This window comes from Phytobacter sp. RSE-02, assembly GCF_040578655.1.
GTDB lineage: Bacteria > Pseudomonadota > Gammaproteobacteria > Enterobacterales > Enterobacteriaceae > Phytobacter > Phytobacter diazotrophicus.
The window spans coordinates 1-19,413 of the sequence record NZ_JBEULY010000030.1 but is presented as its reverse complement, the minus strand read 5'-3'; the positions used below and the strand labels follow the sequence as shown (position 1 = coordinate 19,413).

14 protein-coding genes and 1 pseudogene are annotated in these 19,413 nt (G+C 54.0%); 9 read left to right on the top strand and 6 right to left on the bottom strand.

Annotated elements, in window-relative coordinates; translation table 11 throughout:
* Position 1: 1 nt before the first annotated feature.
* Positions 2–415 carry an ASCH domain-containing protein gene (locus tag ABU190_RS26740; protein WP_354692862.1) on the bottom strand — a complete coding sequence of 138 codons (414 nt, stop codon included), beginning with the start codon at positions 413–415 and terminating at the stop codon, positions 2–4.
* Positions 408–1,241 (bottom strand): glyoxylate bypass operon transcriptional repressor IclR, encoded by an 834-nt coding sequence (gene iclR / locus ABU190_RS26735; RefSeq protein WP_039076768.1) that lies wholly within the window; start codon positions 1,239–1,241, stop codon positions 408–410. The genes ABU190_RS26740 and iclR overlap by 8 nt, the downstream gene beginning before the upstream one ends.
* 193 nt (positions 1,242–1,434) lie before the next feature.
* On the opposite strand from iclR, the gene metH reads away from it, so the two are divergent.
* The 3 genes from metH to ABU190_RS26720 all read left to right on the top strand — a co-directional run bounded on the left by metH (position 1,435) and on the right by ABU190_RS26720 (position 8,357).
* Complete coding sequence (metH, locus tag ABU190_RS26730; protein WP_193794876.1) at positions 1,435–5,118, top strand: methionine synthase; 3,684 nt, start codon at positions 1,435–1,437, stop codon at positions 5,116–5,118.
* Between the two features lie 524 nt (positions 5,119–5,642).
* Positions 5,643–6,926 carry an HAAAP family serine/threonine permease gene (locus ABU190_RS26725; RefSeq protein WP_354692861.1) on the top strand — a complete coding sequence of 428 codons (1,284 nt, stop codon included), beginning with the start codon at positions 5,643–5,645 and terminating at the stop codon, positions 6,924–6,926.
* A gap of 63 nt (positions 6,927–6,989) precedes the next feature.
* The gene (locus ABU190_RS26720; RefSeq protein ID WP_354692860.1) at positions 6,990–8,357 is read left to right on the top strand and encodes an L-serine ammonia-lyase; all 1,368 of its coding nucleotides are present in this window, start codon (positions 6,990–6,992) and stop codon (positions 8,355–8,357) included.
* A gap of 77 nt (positions 8,358–8,434) precedes the next feature.
* Here ABU190_RS26720 and ABU190_RS26715 read toward each other — a convergent pair whose 3' ends face one another.
* A complete protein-coding gene (locus tag ABU190_RS26715; protein WP_071194377.1) occupies positions 8,435–8,875 on the bottom strand; it encodes a helix-turn-helix transcriptional regulator in 441 nt (146 codons plus the stop codon).
* Between the two features lie 298 nt (positions 8,876–9,173).
* Between ABU190_RS26715 and ABU190_RS26710 the strand changes: the two genes are divergently transcribed.
* The 3 genes from ABU190_RS26710 to rluF all read left to right on the top strand — a co-directional run bounded on the left by ABU190_RS26710 (position 9,174) and on the right by rluF (position 12,466).
* Positions 9,174–9,620, top strand: coding sequence for a hypothetical protein (locus ABU190_RS26710; RefSeq protein WP_354692859.1), 447 nt, complete (start codon positions 9,174–9,176; stop codon positions 9,618–9,620).
* A gap of 161 nt (positions 9,621–9,781) precedes the next feature.
* A complete protein-coding gene (locus tag ABU190_RS26705; protein WP_354692858.1) occupies positions 9,782–11,413 on the top strand; it encodes a Na/Pi cotransporter family protein in 1,632 nt (543 codons plus the stop codon).
* A gap of 174 nt (positions 11,414–11,587) precedes the next feature.
* Complete coding sequence (rluF, locus tag ABU190_RS26700) at positions 11,588–12,466, top strand: 23S rRNA pseudouridine(2604) synthase RluF (protein WP_039076775.1); 879 nt, start codon at positions 11,588–11,590, stop codon at positions 12,464–12,466.
* Here the strand turns inward: rluF and ABU190_RS26695 are convergent.
* The 3 genes and pseudogenes from ABU190_RS26695 to rtcR form a co-directional block, all read right to left on the bottom strand.
* The gene (locus ABU190_RS26695) at positions 12,463–12,735 is read right to left on the bottom strand and encodes a DUF3811 domain-containing protein (protein WP_071194375.1); all 273 of its coding nucleotides are present in this window, start codon (positions 12,733–12,735) and stop codon (positions 12,463–12,465) included. The two genes, rluF and ABU190_RS26695, sit on opposite strands and share 4 nt — an antisense overlap.
* A 166-nt stretch (positions 12,736–12,901) precedes the next feature.
* Positions 12,902–13,842: pseudogene (gene panS / locus ABU190_RS26690) on the bottom strand (ketopantoate/pantoate/pantothenate transporter PanS).
* Between the two features lie 121 nt (positions 13,843–13,963).
* Positions 13,964–15,544: an RNA repair transcriptional activator RtcR gene (gene rtcR, locus ABU190_RS26685; protein ID WP_354692857.1), complete on the bottom strand. Its 1,581-nt coding sequence runs from the start codon at positions 15,542–15,544 to the stop codon at positions 13,964–13,966.
* Between the two features lie 459 nt (positions 15,545–16,003).
* On the opposite strand from rtcR, the gene ABU190_RS26680 reads away from it, so the two are divergent.
* From ABU190_RS26680 to ABU190_RS26670, 3 genes are read left to right on the top strand one after another with little or no spacing between them, the layout of a single operon-like run.
* Positions 16,004–17,128 carry a slipin family protein gene (locus ABU190_RS26680; RefSeq protein WP_354692856.1) on the top strand — a complete coding sequence of 375 codons (1,125 nt, stop codon included), beginning with the start codon at positions 16,004–16,006 and terminating at the stop codon, positions 17,126–17,128.
* A gap of 4 nt (positions 17,129–17,132) precedes the next feature.
* Positions 17,133–18,359 carry an RtcB family protein gene (locus ABU190_RS26675; protein ID WP_071194371.1) on the top strand — a complete coding sequence of 409 codons (1,227 nt, stop codon included), beginning with the start codon at positions 17,133–17,135 and terminating at the stop codon, positions 18,357–18,359.
* Between the two features lie 5 nt (positions 18,360–18,364).
* Positions 18,365–19,156, top strand: coding sequence for a nucleotidyltransferase domain-containing protein (locus ABU190_RS26670; RefSeq protein ID WP_354692855.1), 792 nt, complete (start codon positions 18,365–18,367; stop codon positions 19,154–19,156).
* The last annotated feature ends 257 nt before the right edge of the window (positions 19,157–19,413 follow it).

Genomic DNA, 19,413 nt, shown 5'->3' with positions numbered 1-19,413 from the left:
TTTAGCCTACTTCAACGACGGCAAACTCCTCAAAAATTAGCTCCATATCCGGCGTCCAGGTGCCTTCACGTTCAAAGAACGCCTGATGCGCCGATTGCCAGTAAGCCAGGCTCAAATCACCTTCGCCTTCCAGCGCGGCGAGCTCAGGACTCATTTCATTAAACCGGATCAGCCTGAGCGTCAGAGTGCGTATCACGCATACGGCTTTGCCCTGGCCGTCCAGCACAATGTGATAGGCCCCTGGCGTGACGGGGGGGTGTTCTTGCCTGTAGCTGGCAAGCGAGCCGCAGGTACCACGCTTTTTCCCCGCGACGACCAGAGCCGCCAGCTCGTCGGCCAGTTCCGGTGAATCGCCGAACGACCAGCAGAAAGCCGAAGGGTATTTATCCTGCCAATATGATTTGAGATCAGCCATTTTGACGCATCCCGCCCCAGGCGACCGTCACCTCTTTGGCCCCTTTGATCGCCAGCGCGCCCAGCTCAGTCACCCGGTCATCGGTGATACGGGAAATGGGGCCGGAAATAGAGATCGCGGCAAACGGCACACCGTGTTCATCATAAATGCAGGCAGCGACGCAGCGCAGGCCAAGCGCATGTTCTTCGTCATCAAAGGAGTAACCGCGCTTACGCGTCTGAGCCAGATCCTCTTTCAGGTGCACCGGTGATACCAGCGTGGCATGGGTATAGGCATGCAGCCCTTTGCGATGCAGCAGGCCGGAGACCTGGTCATCATTCAAATAGGCGAGGAACGCCTTACCCGCGCCGGAAGCGTGCATCGGCAGCTTCCCGCCAATCGGCGCGGACATGCGCATCAGTTGGGTACACTGTACCTGGTCTATAATTATGGCCTGATGGTCGCTCTGGTCGAGTACCGCAAGGTTGACCGTCTCGCCGGAATCTTCCATCAGCTTGCGCAGGATCGGATGGACAATCGCCATCAGATTGCGGCTTTGCAAAAAGCTGCTGCCGACGATAAACGCGTGGGCGCCAACGGACCAGTGGCCTAATTCACCGACCTGGCGCACAAAGCCAAGCTGTTGCATGGTGGTGAGCAGACGGTGGGTTGTGGAATTGGGCAGGCCGGCCTGTTGCGCCAGCTCGGTGAGCGCAACGCTACCATGGGATTCGGCAATTGACTCAAGCAGTTTGAGTCCACGCGTCAGAGACTGGACTTGCCCGGTAGCCTGAGCGGCGGGGGCGGCGGGTTTTCTGCCGCGTTTAGCGGGAACAGTGGCGACCATGGCTGACTCCTTTTCTGTATCGTGGAAATCATTTTCGTTTTATTTAATTATAATGCAACTCTGACGCGGACTGATCGGATGAGTTCAAATGAACATCTCTCATGTTCCCCCTGTGTGCCTTTTCCGCTCTGTCAGTTTGTGCCAGTATGTCCTGCTGGCCTTTTGGCCTGGTTGAGCGTTGTCGGGAGCACGTGTGAGCAGCAAAGTTGAGCAACTGCAGCAGCAGTTAAAAGAACGAATTTTGGTTCTGGACGGGGGCATGGGCACCATGATCCAGAATCAGCGTCTCAGTGAGCAGGATTTCCGCGGCGAGCGATTCGCCGACTGGCCCTGCGACCTCAAGGGTAACAATGATCTGCTGGTGATTACAAAGCCAGAGGTGATTGCCGCTATCCATTCCGCCTATTTTGAAGCGGGTGCGGATATCATTGAGACCAACACCTTTAACTCCACCACTATCGCGATGGCGGATTACCAGATGGAATCCCTGTCGGCGGAGATCAACTTTGCGGCGGCCAAACTCGCCCGTGCCTGTGCCGATGAATGGACTGCCCGCACGCCGGACAAACCGCGTTATGTTGCCGGTGTTCTTGGCCCAACCAACCGGACAGCCTCTATCTCGCCGGACGTTAACGATCCCGCGTTTCGTAATATCACTTTCGACCAACTGGTGACCGCCTATCGCGAGTCGACCAAAGCGCTGGTGGAAGGGGGTAGCGACCTGATCCTGATCGAAACGGTGTTCGACACCCTGAACGCCAAAGCCGCCATTTTCGCGGTGAAAGAAGAGCTGGAGGCGCTGGGCGTCGATCTACCGATCATGATTTCTGGCACCATTACCGATGCTTCCGGGCGTACGCTTTCCGGGCAAACTACAGAAGCCTTCTATAACTCATTGCGCCACGCCGATGCGCTCACCTTCGGCCTGAACTGCGCACTGGGACCAGACGAACTGCGCCAGTATGTGCAGGAACTCTCGCGCATTGCCGAATGCTACGTGACCGCGCACCCGAACGCCGGGTTGCCAAACGCCTTTGGCGAATACGATCTCGACGCTGACACCATGGCGGCACAAATTCGCGAATGGGCAGAGTCCGGCTTCCTGAACGTGGTCGGCGGGTGTTGCGGCACCACGCCGGAACACATTAAAGCGATGAGCGATGCCGTCGCCGGTCTGCCACCGCGCAAGCTGCCGGACATTCCCGTCGCCTGCCGTCTGGCGGGCCTGGAGCCGCTGAATATTGGCGATGACAGCCTGTTTGTGAACGTGGGTGAACGCACCAACGTCACCGGTTCGGCGAAATTCAAACGCCTGATCAAAGAAGAGAAATACAACGAAGCGCTGGACGTGGCGCGTCAGCAGGTGGAAAGCGGCGCGCAAATCATCGATATCAATATGGATGAGGGGATGCTCGACGCCGAAGCGGCGATGGTGCGTTTCCTCAACCTGATTGCCGGTGAACCGGACATCGCCCGCGTACCGATTATGATCGACTCCTCAAAATGGGAGGTGATCGAGAAAGGGCTGAAATGCATTCAGGGTAAAGGCATCGTTAACTCCATCTCAATGAAAGAGGGCGTTGACGCGTTTATCCATCATGCGAAAAAGGTACGCCGTTACGGTGCCGCCGTGGTGGTGATGGCCTTTGATGAAGTGGGGCAGGCGGATACCCGCGAGCGCAAAATCGAAATTTGCCGCCGGGCGTACAACATCCTGACCAACGAAGTGGGCTTCCCGCCGGAAGACATTATTTTCGACCCGAATATCTTTGCGGTCGCCACCGGGATCGAAGAGCACAATAACTATGCGCAGGACTTTATCGGCGCCTGCGAAGACATCAAACGCGAACTGCCCCATGCGCTGATCTCCGGCGGCGTCTCCAACGTCTCGTTTTCGTTTCGCGGTAATGACCCGGTACGTGAGGCGATCCATGCGGTCTTCCTCTATTACGCTATCCGTAATGGCATGGATATGGGGATCGTCAACGCCGGGCAACTGGCGATTTACGACGACCTGCCGGCAGAACTGCGTGATGCGGTGGAAGATGTGATCCTGAACCGCCGCGATGACAGTACAGAACGCTTGCTGGATCTGGCAGAAAAATACCGTGGCAGCAAAACCGACGATACCGCCAACGCCCAGCAGGCGGAATGGCGGAGCTGGGACGTGAAAAAGCGTCTGGAATATTCGCTGGTTAAAGGTATTACCGAGTTTATCGAACAGGACACCGAAGAGGCCCGCCAGCAGGCTGCTCGCCCTATTGAGGTGATTGAAGGGCCGCTGATGGATGGCATGAACGTGGTCGGCGACCTGTTCGGCGAAGGCAAAATGTTCCTGCCGCAGGTGGTGAAATCCGCCCGTGTGATGAAACAGGCGGTGGCCTACCTTGAGCCGTTTATCGAAGCCAGCAAAGAGAAAGGCTCCAGCAACGGCAAAATGGTCATCGCCACCGTGAAAGGCGACGTCCACGACATCGGCAAAAATATTGTCGGCGTGGTATTGCAGTGTAACAACTACGAAATCGTCGATCTCGGCGTGATGGTGCCGACGGACAAAATTCTCAAAACTGCCCGTGAAGTGAACGCCGACCTGATTGGCCTGTCTGGCCTTATCACCCCGTCGCTGGATGAAATGGTGAACGTGGCGAAGGAGATGGAGCGCCAGGGCTTCACGATCCCGTTGCTGATTGGCGGCGCGACCACCTCAAAAGCGCATACGGCGGTGAAAATCGAGCAGAACTACAGCGGCCCGACGGTCTATGTGCAAAACGCCTCGCGCACCGTAGGTGTGGTGGCCTCGCTGCTGTCTGATACCCAGCGCGATGAGTTTGTGGCCCGCACACGTAAAGAGTACGAAACCGTGCGTATTCAGCATGGCCGTAAGAAGCCACGTACGCCACCCGTGACGCTGGAGGCCGCCCGTGAAAACGATCTGGCCTTCGACTGGGAGAGCTACACCCCGCCGGTGGCCCATCGCCTGGGCGTGCAGGAAGTGGAAGCCAGCATCGAAACCCTGCGTAACTACATCGACTGGACGCCGTTCTTTATGACCTGGTCGCTGGCTGGCAAGTATCCGCGCATTCTCGAAGATGAAATCGTCGGGGAAGAGGCTAAGCGCCTGTTCCAGGACGCCAACGATATGCTGGATATGTTAAGCCGTGAGAAGAGCCTGAACCCACGAGGTGTGGTGGGCTTGTTCCCGGCGAACCGCGTCGGCGACGATGTTGAGATCTATCGCGATGAAACCCGCACTCAGGTGCTCGCGGTCAGCCGTCATCTGCGTCAGCAGACCGAGAAAGTGGGTTTCGCTAACTACTGTCTGGCCGATTTTGTCGCGCCGAAGTTGAGTGGCAAAGAAGATTACATCGGCGCGTTTGCCGTTACCGGTGGTCTTGAGGAAGACGCGCTGGCAGAGGCGTACGACGCGCAGCATGATGATTACAACAAAATCATGATAAAAGCTGTGGCAGACCGTCTGGCGGAAGCCTTCGCCGAATATCTGCATGAGCGCGTACGTAAGGTTTATTGGGGCTATGCGGCCAACGAGAACCTCAGTAACGAAGAGCTGATCCGCGAAAATTATCAGGGGATCCGCCCGGCGCCGGGCTATCCGGCCTGCCCGGAGCATACGGAAAAAGGCACGATCTGGCAGCTACTGGATGTGGAAACCCACACCGGTATGAAACTGACGGAGTCCTTCGCCATGTGGCCGGGCGCCTCGGTCTCCGGCTGGTACTTTAGCCACCCTGACAGCAAGTATTTCGCCGTGGCGCAGATTCAGCGCGACCAGGTGGCGGACTACGCATTGCGTAAGGGCATGAGCGTGGCGGAAGTGGAACGCTGGCTGGCACCGAATCTGGGCTATGACGCGGACTAAACATCAGGCGAATTAGGCTATCTTGCTTGCCTGTTTGAACCTGGGCAGTGCTCAAAATCCTCACGTACTCAGTGTACGTTCCGGTTTTTGCGCGCTGTCCGCGTTCAAACGCTCTGCGCCGATGGCACCAACCGGGCCTGATTCTGAACGCTCTTTCATTCACGGAACTATCCTGCAGGTCCGTTTTTCATTACTCAGTATCTTTAGATAACAGCAGGGTAAATATTTTTATTAATCGTATGACAATTATAATTGTCATTAGCAGCCTTAGTATATATAACTATATAAAGTGTTAATCCGCGCCGTAATTAATAACGTATTAAAAATGATACCTTAAAAATATATTAAAAGCCCGGTGTTATTTTTGATACTTTAAAAGTCCCTCAATAAATCAGGTTATGTGATCGCTGTTAGTAACTCAGCATAGTTGCATTTAATAAAATAGCCAAATAAACACAGCGCTTTTATTACCTGAATCAGAGTCAAATAAAATTGGCTCTAATCTATATTACTGAGGCCATATTATGGAAACCGTTCAAAATACCCTCGTCGCTCGCGAAAGCAGCGGCTGGAGAAAAAGTGATACCGTCTGGATGCTGGGCCTGTACGGTACTGCGATTGGCGCAGGGGTCCTTTTCCTGCCGATTAACGCCGGGGTTGGTGGTTTAATTCCGTTAATCATCATGGCAATTCTCGCATTCCCGATGACCTTTTTCGCCCACCGTGGCTTAACCCGTTTCGTTCTGTCGGGTAAAAATCCGGGTGAAGATATTACTGAAGTGGTTGAAGAACATTTTGGTATCGGCGCCGGTAAACTCATTACGCTGCTTTATTTCTTCGCTATTTATCCAATTCTGCTGGTGTATAGTGTTGCAATTACTAACACGGTCGACAGCTTTATTACTCACCAGCTTGGTCTGGTGTCTCCGCCGCGCGCCATTTTGTCGCTGATTCTGATTATCGGCATGATGGGGATTGTCCGTTTTGGCGAAAAAATGATTGTTAAAGCGATGAGCGTGCTGGTGTTCCCGTTCGTTGCCGCGCTGATGATGCTGGCGCTGTATTTGATCCCGCAATGGAACGGTGCGGTCCTCGATACACTTTCCCTGAGCAGCGCTGCGCCAGGTGGTCACGGTCTGTGGATGACGCTATGGCTGGCTATTCCGGTAATGGTTTTCTCATTCAACCACTCGCCGATTATCTCCTCTTTCGCGGTCGCTAAACGTGAAGAGTACGGCCAGGATGCCGAGCGCAAATGTTCCCGTATTCTGGGCTTTGCACATATCATGATGGTGCTGACCGTGATGTTCTTTGTGTTCAGTTGTGTACTGAGCCTCTCCCCGGAAAACCTGGCGGAAGCGAAAGCACAAAACATCTCTATTCTCTCCTATCTGGCGAACCACTTTAACGCGCCGGTGATTGCCTGGATGGCGCCGATTATCGCCATGATCGCCATTACCAAATCTTTCCTCGGCCACTACCTCGGTGCGCGTGAAGGTTTCAACGGCATGGTGATTAAATCTCTGCGCGGCAAAGGCAAATCCATCGAAACCAACAAACTGAACAAAATCACCGCGCTGTTTATGCTGGTGACGACCTGGATTGTTGCGACCCTGAACCCGAGCATTCTGGGCATGATTGAAACGCTGGGTGGCCCGGTTATCGCGATGATTCTGTTCCTGATGCCAATGTATGCCATCAACAAAGTACCGGCTATGCGCAAGTACAGCGGTCACATCAGCAATGTGTTTGTAGTGCTGATGGGTCTGATTGCCATCTCCGCCATCTTCTTCTCTCTGTTCAGCTAAGTTTTCAGCGCCGTCTGTTAGAGGCGGCGCATCCGTTTTGCTTTGTAACCGCATGGGTGCCACATGATTAGCGTTTTCGATATTTTCAAAATCAGCATCGGGCCGTCCAGCTCACACACTGTTGGGCCGATGAAAGCAGGAAAACATTTTGTTGATACCCTGCAGGAAAAAGGCCTGCTGCATAAAGTGACTCGTCTGGTGGTGGATGTGTACGGTTCCCTGTCATTAACAGGTAAAGGCCACCACACCGATATCGCGATCATTCTTGGGTTGTCCGGGTATTTACCGGATACCGTCGATATCGATGCCATTCCCGGAATTATTCGCGATGTAAACACCATGCATCGTCTGTTTATTGAAGAAGGTCAGCGGGAAATTGAGTTCCCGGTGGCGGAATGCATGCGTTTTCACAATGAGTTTCTGCCGCTGCATGAAAACGGCATGAGCATTACGGCGTTTTGCGATGGCAAAATTGCCCACTTCCAGACCTATTATTCGATCGGTGGCGGTTTTATCGTCACGGAAGAAAACTTTGGTAAGAATCAGGACGCGGATGTCGATATTCCGTTCCCGTTCTATTCTGCCCGCAACCTGCTGGCACATTGCCACGACAACTGCCTGTCGATCTCTGCGGTGATGATGAAAAATGAAATCGCCCGCCACGGCAGGGAGAACGTTGAACAAAATATGGCGAAAATCTGGGAGACCATGAGAAACGCCATCAACCGTGGTATGAACACGGAAGGCATTTTGCCTGGCCCGCTGAAAGTACCGCGTCGTGCCTCTGCACTGCATCGCGTACTGGCGCCGCAAAGCCAGTCCATTACGCCGTTAAGCGCAATGGACTGGGTCAATATGTTCGCCATGGCCGTCGGCGAAGAGAACGCGGCGGGCGGGCGAGTGGTTACCGCGCCGACCAACGGTGCCTGCGGTATCATCCCGGCAGTACTGGCCTATTACGATCGCTTTATCAAAGCGGTGACGCCGGAAATCTATATGCGCTACTACCTGACGGCGGGCGCGATTGGCATTCTGTATAAGATGAATGCGTCAATTTCCGGGGCAGAAGTCGGCTGCCAGGGTGAAGTGGGGGTCGCCTGTTCTATGGCCTCTGCCGGGCTGGCGGAACTGCTGGGTGGTAGCCCGGAGAAAGTGTGCATCGCGGCGGAAATCGGCATGGAGCATAACCTTGGGCTGACCTGCGATCCGGTGGCCGGTCAGGTCCAGGTGCCGTGCATTGAGCGTAACGCGATTGCGGCCGTGAAGGCGATTAACTCGGCCAGCATGGCGATGTACCGCACCAGCGATCCGAAAGTCTCACTGGATAAAGTCATCGAAACCATGTTTGAGACGGGCAAAGACATGAACGCCAAATACCGTGAAACCGCACGAGGCGGTTTGGCGATTAAAGTCGCGGTATGTGAATCCTGAGTTCTTTCTCTCCCCGGTGGCGCTGTGCTAACCGGGGCTATAGTTGATAGCCCGGATAAGCGTCAGCGCCATCCGGGCTAACCTTTTTTCTCTGTGTCAGGCGGCAGGAAAGACCACACCACACTGTGAGATGCCGATGAGGTATACCATTCGTTAATGGTGGCGTTCGCTTCATTGGTCTGCGCAGCGGCGGCAAATTTTTCTTTTGGCTGATGCGCTTTTTTCCGGATACGGATGCGGGAAGGGGTCGCGGCATTGATTTGCGCGTTAAAGGTGCGAATGTGCGAATCGAATAACACCGACTCCAGTTGATGCAGACGATCCAGACCGCGCAGAATACCAATCAGAGTACTCAGGGTAACGGACTCGCCTAATTCAACGCGTTTGATGGTTGCAGCGCCGACTTGTGCACGCTCGGCCAGCTCAATCTGCGATAGCCCGAGCTGCATACGCGTTTCTTTAATTCTGCGGCACAATTCAGAAATAATTTCACTGTCGGACATAGTACTGAAACGCATCTTAATTCCCCTACTGCGTAATAAATCATGGCAGATTATTTAGCATATTAAATTATAAATAAAGCGGATAATTTCTCTTTTGCGAGAGTAACAACATTGTTTTTTCTTTAACAAAGTTTCTACAGAAGAAACGATAATTAAAGACAAGCCGCTGAATAAGAAAGTTACCGCAGTTGTCCATTTTATTATTCCATCCTGGATGGATAATGCAGTTTACTCCGTTTTCTTTATCTCTTTATTACGTCTTTGCCTTTATACTGATAAAAAGCGTTATGCATAACAGGGAAGCGGTAATGGCATGAGTTACAAAGATAAAATATTTACATTCTGGGGCGCGATGGATCTGCTGGCTATCGGGAGCTACCTTTTCTATTCCCTAAAGATGGGTCACGTACCGATCTGGTCCGATATCCAGCTTTTTTACGCTCAGCTAGCGTTAATGGAAGTCCGGAGTGCTGACCGTATTTTTCTGCAATCCCTCTTTTTTATCCATTCAGGGTTATTGTTATCGCTCTGTTTTTCGGCATACGCCTTTCTCGTGAAAAAGAAAATACGTTTCCTGCTCATTGGGTTGCAGGAAGTGATGCGTATTTTATCGCTCACCTGCTCGGTCGCACTTTTTCCGTTGCTCCTGCAGGTTATGCGAATCGATAACGTCTTCGTTGGTCTTTTTTTATTTGTCCTTTCCGAAACGTTCAAGGTCGGTTCGCTGCTGTGGCTGAGAAGACGGGGAATGTTAACGTAATGTTGAGTTCGTCTGTCTCTTTATGGCGCGTAAGACTTTATACTTAGATTCAATGAGCCTTGCTCTGACCTGTTTGACAGAGTTTTCCCCCGACACGCAGGGTAAAACCGGGTCGAGGAGAAACCGAAAGGAATCGACAACGATAAGGAGAACCAGAATACGTGTTAATTTTGCTTCACTTACTCTCTTCTGTTGCCCTGTTAGTATGGGGCACGCATATCGTACGTACCGGTGTGATGCGCGTTTTCGGCGCGCGACTGCGCACGGTACTGAGTCGCAGTATTGAAAAGAAGTCTCTCGCTTTTAGCGCAGGGATTGGCGTGACCGCACTGGTGCAAAGCAGTAACGCCACCACCATGCTGGTGACGTCGTTTGTTGCCCAGGACCTCGTGGCGCTCGCGCCAGCGCTGGTGATCGTGCTGGGAGCCGACGTGGGGACCGCGCTGATGGCGCGTGTTCTCACCTTCGATCTCTCGTGGTTATCACCATTGCTGATCTTTATCGGCGTGATTTTCTTCCTGGGGCGTAAACAAACACGCGAAGGCCAACTGGGGCGTGTCAGCATTGGCCTTGGGCTGATTTTACTGGCGCTTGAGCTGATTGTTCAGGCGGTAACTCCTATTACCCAGGCCGATGGCGTGCAGGTGATCTTCGCGTCGCTGACGGGCGATATCATGCTGGATGCGCTGATTGGCGCGGTGTTCGCTATCATCAGCTATTCCAGTCTGGCGGCCGTGTTACTGACCGCCACGCTGACCACGGCGGGGATCATCTCCTTTCCGGTGGCGCTCTGCCTGGTGATTGGCGCCAACCTTGGTTCCGGCCTGTTGGCGATGCTTAACAACAGTGCCGCCAACGCCGCAGCACGCCGCGTGGCGCTGGGCAGCTTGCTGTTTAAGCTGGTGGGGAGCCTGGTGATCCTGCCCTTTGTGCACTTACTGGCCGATGTGATGGGCAAGCTGCCGCTGCCGAAAGCGGAGCTGGTCATCTACTTCCACGTCTTCTACAACCTGATTCGCTGCCTGGCAATGGTGCCTTTTGTGGGCGTGATGGCGACCTTCTGTGAACGTTTGATTCGCGATGAGCCAGAGCTGGATGCGCGTCTCAAACCAAAACATCTCGACAGTTCAGCGCTGGATACGCCAACGCTTGCTCTGGCGAACGCGGCCCGCGAAACATTACGGATGGGCGACGCGATGGAGCTGATGCTCGAAGGGTTGCATAAAGTGATGCACGGTGCGCCGAGGGAAGAAAAAGACCTGCGTAAGCTCGCCGATGACATTAATGTGCTGTATACCGCCATCAAACTCTACCTCGCACGTATGCCAAAAGAAGAACTGGCGGAAGAGGAGTCACGGCGCTGGGCTGAGATTATCGAGATGTCTCTTAACCTTGAGCAGGCCTCTGACATTGTGGAGCGCATGGGCAGTGAAATCGCCGATAAATCACTGGCGGCGCGGTGGGCTTTTTCCGGTGAAGGGCTGAAAGAGCTTGATACGTTACACGAACAGTTGGTCAGCAATTTGAAACTGGCGATGTCGGTCTTTTTCTCTGCCGATGTCACCAGCGCACGCCGCCTGCGTCGCAGCAAACATCGCTTTCGTATCCTCAACCGTCGCTACTCCCATGCCCATGTTGACAGGTTGCATCAGCAGAACGTGCAGAGTATAGAGACCAGTTCGCTACATCTGGGGCTGTTGGGCGATATGAAACGCCTTAACTCGCTGTTCTGTTCGGTGGCTTACAGCGTGCTGGAGCAGCCGGATGAAGATGATGAAAGGGATGAGTATTAACGTCAGCGGTTGCGTGGTTGCCCACAAGACAATGAATTTATCCGCGCCACGCTTCGCTGGCATAAAACGCCTGACCGTATGGATAGATTCGTTATCCAGCAGCACCGGGATGCGAGAAAGCGCAGATTTCCTTAACCTTCTGATAAGATATATTGCGCTTTTACAGGAGAATTTATGCTGCCAGACTCATCAACCCGATTAAATAAATACATCAGCGAAAGCGGAATTTGCTCGCGCCGCGAAGCCGATCGCTACATAGAACAAGGCAATGTTTTCCTCAACGGTAAACGTGCCACCATTGGCGATCAGGTTAAGCCTGGCGACGTCGTAAAGGTAAACGGTCAGTTGATTGAGCCGCGAGAGGCCGAAGATCTGGTCTTTATCGCGTTAAACAAACCTGTGGGCATTGTCAGTACCACGGAAGACAGTGAAAAAGACAACATTGTTGATTTTGTTAACCACAGCAAACGCGTTTTCCCCATTGGTCGTCTCGACAAAGATTCCCAGGGGTTGATTTTCCTCACCAACCACGGCGACCTGGTGAACAAGATTTTGCGTGCCGGCAATGACCACGAAAAAGAGTATCTGGTGACGGTGGACAAACCCGTGACCGATGAGTTTATTCGTGGCATGGGTGCAGGCGTACCGATTCTGGGAACCGTGACGAAAAAATGCAAAGTCAAAAAAGAGGCGCCGTTTGTTTTTCGTATCACCCTGATTCAGGGGCTGAATCGCCAGATTCGCCGCATGTGTGAACATTTTGGCTATGAAGTCACGAAGCTTGAGCGTACCCGGATTATGAATGTGGGGCTGGCTGGCCTGCCGCTCGGGGAGTGGCGCGATCTGACCGATGATGAGCTGATTGCCCTGTTTAAGCTTATCGAGAATTCATCGTCCGAAGCGAAGCCAAAGGCAAAGAGTAAACCGAAAACGGCGACGACCACCGCGAAGAAACCCGCCGCCAGTGGGGCGAAAAATATGGCGAAAACCCCGGCGGAACTGGCTTCGCGTAAACGCTTTACCCAGCCGGGGCGCAAGAAGAAGGGGCGTTAACGCCTGCCGCGCGTCGACGTACTGGCCGACCAGGAAAAGGTGGCCGCTTCATCTGGTTTGTAAGCCTGCTTTTTCTTTATCTGGCGGGCTTTTTTTGCCTCGGCTTCACGCTCAACCATCAATTTATCGATGTACTCTTTTTTGATGCTGTTAGTTTCAGCGTTGGTCAATACACGCCCGTGCGCAATGCGCGCGCGGTCAAGCAAGGTTTTCAGTTCACGCTGCTCGCGCTCGGTCATCTCTTTTTGGGTAATGCGGGGGAGTGCCATGTGGGTGCCCTCGGTCAGGAAGTTGAACCAGTGTACGGCATAGGCGTGGGGGCTCACAGTAAATTGTCATTTGTTACAACATCTATCGCACTGACGCGTAGCCCCGGCAGGCGAAGCGCCGCCGGGGAAACCCGGAGCTGGCGCATGCCGACCGGGCTACGGCTTATCAGCTCTCTTTTACTGTTTCGCGTGGTTTATCTGAAATAGGCTTACCGGACCAGTAACCAGCCAGCAGCGAACCGGAGAGGTTGTGCCAGACTGAGAACAGCGCGCCTGGCAGGGCGGCCAGCGGCGAGAAGTAGATCTTACCGAGTGCGGCAGCCAGGCCAGAGTTCTGCATTCCCACTTCGATGGCCAGTGTGCGACAGGTGGATTCGTCAAAACCGAACAGAGGCCACCCCAATAGCCACCCAGCAGACCGATACTGTTGTGCAAAATCACCGCGACGATAACCACTATGCCCACTGAAGCAATATACGAGGCGGAACCCGCCACCACGGCGCTGATGATCGCCAGAATACAGACCATCGAAAACGCGGGAAGATACGGCTCCACGGCTTTCACCACGCGTGGGAAGAGATGGTGCACCACTAAACCGAGGCCAATGGGAATCACCACAATCTGCAGAATGCTCAGCAGCATGCCCATGACATCTACCTGAATGTGGGCATCAACGTACAGACGCGTCAGCAGCGGTGTCGCCACCACGCCAACCAGCGTTGAGACGGACGATATCGTCACCGAGAGCGCTACGTCGCCCTTCGCCAGATAGATCATGACGTTGGATGCCGTACCGCTGGCTACGCTACCCACCAGTACCATCCCGGCAGAGAGATCCGGCGGCATCTTGAATAGCATCGCCAGCAGCCAGGCGGCCAGCGGCATCACCAGATAGTGCAGAAAAATACCTGCCGCCACCGGCGCCGGGCGGGAAAGCACGCGTTTGAAATCGTCAATTTTCAGGTGCACGCCCATGCCGAACATAATCAGCATCAGCAGCGTAGTAACCCACGGGCCTACAGGGGTAAAGGTTGAGGGGGTGTACCAGGCAATAACAGAGAGCAGCAGCGCCCATAACGGGAACAGCCGGGTGAGTACAGCGAGCATAGTGTTTTCCTTTAACGCGTTGTGTTGTGTTTCGTTATAAAAAGGCCGGGTTCGAGCCCGGCCATAGGTATTGTTTATCGCGTGAGGAAATTTTATTCAAACAAATTAAGGTGAAGAGGATTCATGTCGCCCGGCGGACGTTTTCCCAGTTCAGACCGAAGCGAGCGAGGTATTTACGCAGACGGTCAGCATCATTCGGCCTGGCTTTTTTCAGGCGCGAAACGGCAAACAACTCGCGCCCGGCGTCGGAAAGAGAGTGGTGGCGACGACAAACCTCCAGTACGGTTTCTAACTGGCGTTGATCAAACAGATCGATCTCCTCTGCTAAAGGGGGAAGTGCGGAAGGCGTCTGCCAGGCGTGCTGCAAACGGCCGATTTCTTCGTCGGCTATAGAAAGGGTAATGCGCCCCTGCTCGGCCAGCGTCGCCATACGGGCAATCGAGGAACTCAGTTCACGAAAGTTGCCGCGCCACTGCGCCTGCCCGGAACAGGCAAATGCCAGATAACGTTCGCGTGCGTCTTTGTCGAAACGGATGTGCGTCTGGGCTTCGCTGCTAAAGCGCTGGAGTTCGAATTCAATATTCGGCGCGATATCTTCCCGCCGTTCTGCAAGCCCCGGCAGAGCAAAAGTCCACATATTGATACGCGCGTAAAGATCTTCACGGAATTTTCCTTCCATCACCCACTGGCGCATATCGCGGTGCGTTCCGGCGATAAGCTGGAAATCACTGTGAACCTCTTTATCTGAGCCAAAGGGGAAGAACGTTTTTTCTTCAATGGCTTTCAGCAGCATGGCCTGCTCATCCATACCCAGTTCAGCGATTTCATCCAGAAACAGCACACCGCCATCGGCTTCGCGCAGCAGCCCCATTCGCGGCGTTAGCGCGCCGGTAAAGGCCCCTTTGACATGCCCAAACAAGGTCGACATGGCGTTATCGCCGCGCAGGGTGGCGCAGTTAACGGCGACAAGTTTACCCGCGACGCGGTGGCGCGACTGGCGCAACTGATAAATACGTTTTGCCAGAAAGGATTTACCGGCGCCGGTAGGCCCGGTGAGAAGAATGGGGGCCGTTGAGCGCAAGGCTACCCGTTCAATTTGATCGATGAGCTTATTAAACGTTGTGTTGCGCGTATCGATACCGGCTTTAAGCAGCGAGACCGACTGTTGTTGTTCGCGTTGAAAGCGGCTGGTTAAGGTCGCATAGCGGCTTAAATCGAGATCGATAACCGAGTAAACGCCGGCGGCAACATCCTCCTCAGAAGCCCCTTTTGGTGCCGGGCTGGTTTGCAGCAGGCTGGCTGGCAGGTAGCGGGCCTCCGTCAGCAAAAACCAGCAGATCTGTGCCACGTGCGTGCCGGTGGTGATATGCACCAGATACTCTTCATTTTCCGTATCGAAATCGTAGTGGCTGGCGAAATCCAGAAACGCGGCGTACACCTCTTCAAAATCCCAGGGATCGCGAATATTCACCGTATGAGGGCGCACAGTGGTTTGCGGTGAAAGGAGCGCGATATCTTCCGCCAGTTGTTGAGCCATGCCTTCGTCGCGCGGCTGGTGGAGCAGCTCCAGTCGATCAACCGGAAAATCCGGCTGCTGGCATAACCCAACGGTTGGTCGCCATTTGCGAAAACGATGTGATCGCTTGCCGCGTTTATCCAACACCGTTCCCAGTACGCCAATCACCACTCTGCGCTTTTGCATTTTTATCCTTATAGATAAATAACGATAACTAAATATAAAAAAGGAGCGGTGTCACCAGCAAGCGATCAAAGGATGTAAAATTTAAAATCATTAAATATCAATAAATTATGTTCTTTATTTTTCATTTCTTAGTACCTGGCACACTTCTGGCAATACCTGATACGTCGCGACGCTGAATACGCAGGGGATTATGCCCCGCCAGCGCACCCGGAACGGTAAGACGTTATCCGCGGGGCGTTCTGTCAGCAGAGAGACACCATGAGGGTTCGATTCCCAACTCACCTTTCCGGTGAACACTGGTTGTGTTCGTAAACGCGCCGTCGGGTGGTAAACGATGGCAATGAACCGGCGCCGATAAGGGCTCCGGGTCGCAGGCAAAACAGGCTGGCAGTGAGGGTCTGTTTCCCTCCGGCTCCGATCCTGCATTCGCGCCGGTACGTGAAAATGTAAGGATGACAAATGAATAAGAAAATCACGATCCGTAAGGGACAATTGGGCCTGCTGGTGAAAGCGGGCGATTACACACATATTCTTGAGGCAGGCGAGCACCGTCTTTCCTGGTTTGGTAAGCAAGAGGTCACGATCGTTGAGCTCAATGGCAGCGATGTAGCGGAAGATCTGGCGAATTATTTGCGCCGCTTCAGACCTGAATGGGTCGACGCGTACTGCCTGGCCGTCGATACCGCCGGGCATGATGTAGCCGCGCTCTACCGTAACGGTATCCTGGTGGAAATTATCCCTCCAGCGTCACGCCGCCTGTTCTGGCAGGACGGTAGCCTGAGCGTGGCGTTGATGGATACCCGGGATGTGCGCGTACCTGAGAGCATCATGAATGCCGTGTTGCAGCCGCGTAGCGGCGCAGCAGTAAAAGGCCGGGATGCCATACTGACGGTGAATGTCGCGGCATGGCACGTCGGTGTATTAAAAATCGATGGCGTAACACAACCTCTGTTGCCGCCGGGATTAAGCGCTTACTGGAAAGTGAACCATCTGGTTGATGCCGATGTTGTCGATACGCGCTTGCAACTGATGGAAGTGTCCGGCCAGGAAATTCTGACCAAAGACAAAGTGAACCTGCGCATCAACCTGGGCGCGAACTGGCAATACAGCGATGTATTACAGGCGTTCAGCCAGTTAACCAAACCGCTGGACCACCTGTATCGCGAATTGCAGTTTGCCCTGCGTGAAGCGGTAGGGACCCGTACGCTGGACGAACTGCTGGAAGATAAGCAGATCATCGATGAGGTGGTCAGCGCCCAGGTGAAAACCCGCATGGCTTCCTTTGGTATGGATGTCGCCTCGCTGGGCGTGCGTGACATCGTGCTACCGGGCGATATGAAAACGATTCTGTCGAAACTGATAGAAGCAGAAAAATCGGCGCAGGCGAATGTGATTCGTCGGCGTGAGGAGACGGCGGCGACTCGTTCACTGCTGAACACCGCGAAGGTGATGGAGAACAACCCGGTAGCCCTGCGCTTAAAAGAGCTGGAAACGCTGGAAAGAGTGGCTGAACGTATCGATAAAATCTCGGTATTCGGTGGCCTCGATAACGTCCTGAATGGACTGGTGAGTATTAAAGGATAATCAAATGCAGCATAACGAATTTCAACTGCTGACGGCGCAGAACAGTGCGCCGATAAAAATGTGGACGCACGGGGTCCCGGTCGAGCCAGAGGCGCGTGAACAGTTGCAGAACACCGCGAAGATGCCGTTTATTTTTCAGCATCTGGCGGTGATGCCGGATGTACATCTCGGTAAAGGTTCTACCATCGGCAGCGTGATCCCAACCAAAGGGGCCATTATTCCGGCGGCGGTCGGCGTGGATATTGGTTGTGGGATGATCGCTGTACGTACCTCGCTGGTGGCAAGCGATCTGCCCGATAACCTGAGTGGGCTTCGCAGCGCAATCGAACAGGCGGTACCGCACGGACGCACCAGTACCCGTTCCGGGCGTGATAAAGGCGCATGGGAAACGCCGCCGCAAGAAGTGGATAACCACTGGTCAATGCTGGCGGCGCGGTTTAAACGTCTGACGGATAATTATCCGCAGTTATTGAAAACCAATAATTATCAGCACCTGGGAACGCTGGGGACGGGTAACCATTTTATTGAAATCTGCCTGGATGAGCAGCAGCGCGTGTGGGTGATGTTACATAGCGGTTCGCGCGGCGTGGGTAACGCCATCGGTACGCTGTTTATCACGCTGGCCCAACAGGATATGCAGCAGCATATTGCGAATCTGCCGGATAAAAACCTGGCCTATTTCAAAGAGGGAAGTAAACACTATGACGACTATATGGAAGCCGTGTCGTGGGCGCAGGATTTTGCCCGTCATAACCGGGAAGTGATGATGTCGCGCGTACTGGCGGCGCTGTCGCGCATCGTGACAAAACCGTTTATGACCCAGCAGGAAGCGGTGAATTGCCACCATAACTACGTGCAAAAAGAGACCCATTTTGGCGAAGAGGTGCTGGTGACGCGCAAAGGCGCTGTCTCGGCGCAAAAGGGCCAGATGGGGATTATTCCCGGTTCGATGGGGGCGAAAAGCTTTATCGTGCGTGGGTTGGGAAATGAAGAGAGTTTCTGCTCCTGTAGCCACGGCGCAGGGCGCACGATGAGCCGTACGGCTGCGAAAAAGCGCTTTACCGTTGATGACCAGATTCGGGCGACTGCGCACGTTGAGTGTCGTAAAGATAGCGACGTGATTGATGAAATCCCGATGGCTTATAAAGATATCGACGCGGTAATGGCGGCGCAGGCGTCGCTGGTGGAGATTGTCCACACTTTGCGTCAGGTGGTCTGTGTAAAAGGATAAATGAGATGTCTTATAGCGGAGTGGATGCCGCAATGCGTGAACGCGTGCGGCAGCAATTAAAAGAGGTGGAGCAGCGTTACGGTGTCAGAGTGCTGTACGCCTGCGAATCCGGCAGCCGTGGCTGGGGCTTTGCCTCGCCGGACAGCGACTATGATGTGCGTTTTTTATATGTGCATCCGCCGGAGTGGTATCTGCGCGTAGAGGTGCCGCGTGACGTGATCGAACTGCCCATCGATGATGAACTGGACGTGAGCGGTTGGGAGTGGCGTAAAGCCTTAGGCTTACTGAAAAGCGCAAACCCGACCCTGATCGAGTGGCTGGATTCGCCGGTGGTCTATCAGCAAGACGATGCTACCGTCTGTGCGCTTAAGGCGGAGATGCCGAAATGGTTTTCCGCCGTGCGGGCGCGCTGGCATTACTACTCGATGGCCCGCCGAAACTTTCACAGCTATTTGCAGGGCGATGAGGTGCGGTTAAAGAAATACTTTTATGTGCTGCGCCCATTGCTGGCGGTGCGTTGGGTAGAGGCGGGAAAAGGTGTGCCGCCAATGCGCTTTACCGAACTGCTGGCCGGAAGCGAGCTGGATGCGCCATTGCGTCAGGAGATCGCTGAATTGCTGGCACGTAAGCAGCGTGCAGGAGAAGCGGAATACGGCCAGCGTCTGCCACGTTTACATGCGTTTATCGCAGCCGAGATCGAAAGGGGAACCATTCCCCCCGCGTTACCGGAGAGCCGGGAAGGCGACGTCAGGACGTTGGACGCAATGTTGTACCGGACGGTCATGGGGCAGATGTAGGCCCGGTAAATTACGGTTGCCCCGGATGGCGGCTTCGCCTTATCCGGGGTACGGCTGGTTTTCTCCCTCTCCCCCGGGGCTGAGGAATCCCCACAAAAATGCGAGCACGATCGGTCCCCTCTCCTCTTTGGGGTGTACGGTCCGGAGACATGGTAGACAGGTGTTCGGAGACATGGTGAACACTTTTTAACACCCTTTACCCATGATGATCGACCTCTTTTTCAGGTCGATCATCCCCACTTTCGTGCTGTACCACC

Excerpts from the sequence above, each read along its gene's own strand:
- ABU190_RS26715 (WP_071194377.1), bottom strand. The coding sequence starts at position 8,875 with ATGCGTTTCAGTACTATGTCCGACAGTGAAATTATTTCTGAATTGTGC.
- iclR (WP_039076768.1), bottom strand. The coding sequence starts at position 1,241 with ATGGTCGCCACTGTTCCCGCTAAACGCGGCAGAAAACCCGCCGCCCCC.
- ABU190_RS26740 (WP_354692862.1), bottom strand. The coding sequence starts at position 415 with ATGGCTGATCTCAAATCATATTGGCAGGATAAATACCCTTCGGCTTTC.
- ABU190_RS26680 (WP_354692856.1), top strand. The coding sequence starts at position 16,004 with ATGAATAAGAAAATCACGATCCGTAAGGGACAATTGGGCCTGCTGGTG.
- ABU190_RS26695 (WP_071194375.1), bottom strand. The coding sequence starts at position 12,735 with ATGGCACTCCCCCGCATTACCCAAAAAGAGATGACCGAGCGCGAGCAG.
- ABU190_RS26710 (WP_354692859.1), top strand. The coding sequence starts at position 9,174 with ATGAGTTACAAAGATAAAATATTTACATTCTGGGGCGCGATGGATCTG.
- ABU190_RS26725 (WP_354692861.1), top strand. The coding sequence starts at position 5,643 with ATGGAAACCGTTCAAAATACCCTCGTCGCTCGCGAAAGCAGCGGCTGG.
- ABU190_RS26675 (WP_071194371.1), top strand. The coding sequence starts at position 17,133 with ATGCAGCATAACGAATTTCAACTGCTGACGGCGCAGAACAGTGCGCCG.
- ABU190_RS26720 (WP_354692860.1), top strand. The coding sequence starts at position 6,990 with ATGATTAGCGTTTTCGATATTTTCAAAATCAGCATCGGGCCGTCCAGC.
- ABU190_RS26670 (WP_354692855.1), top strand. The coding sequence starts at position 18,365 with ATGTCTTATAGCGGAGTGGATGCCGCAATGCGTGAACGCGTGCGGCAG.
- rluF (WP_039076775.1), top strand. The coding sequence starts at position 11,588 with ATGCTGCCAGACTCATCAACCCGATTAAATAAATACATCAGCGAAAGC.
- rtcR (WP_354692857.1), bottom strand. The coding sequence starts at position 15,544 with ATGCAAAAGCGCAGAGTGGTGATTGGCGTACTGGGAACGGTGTTGGAT.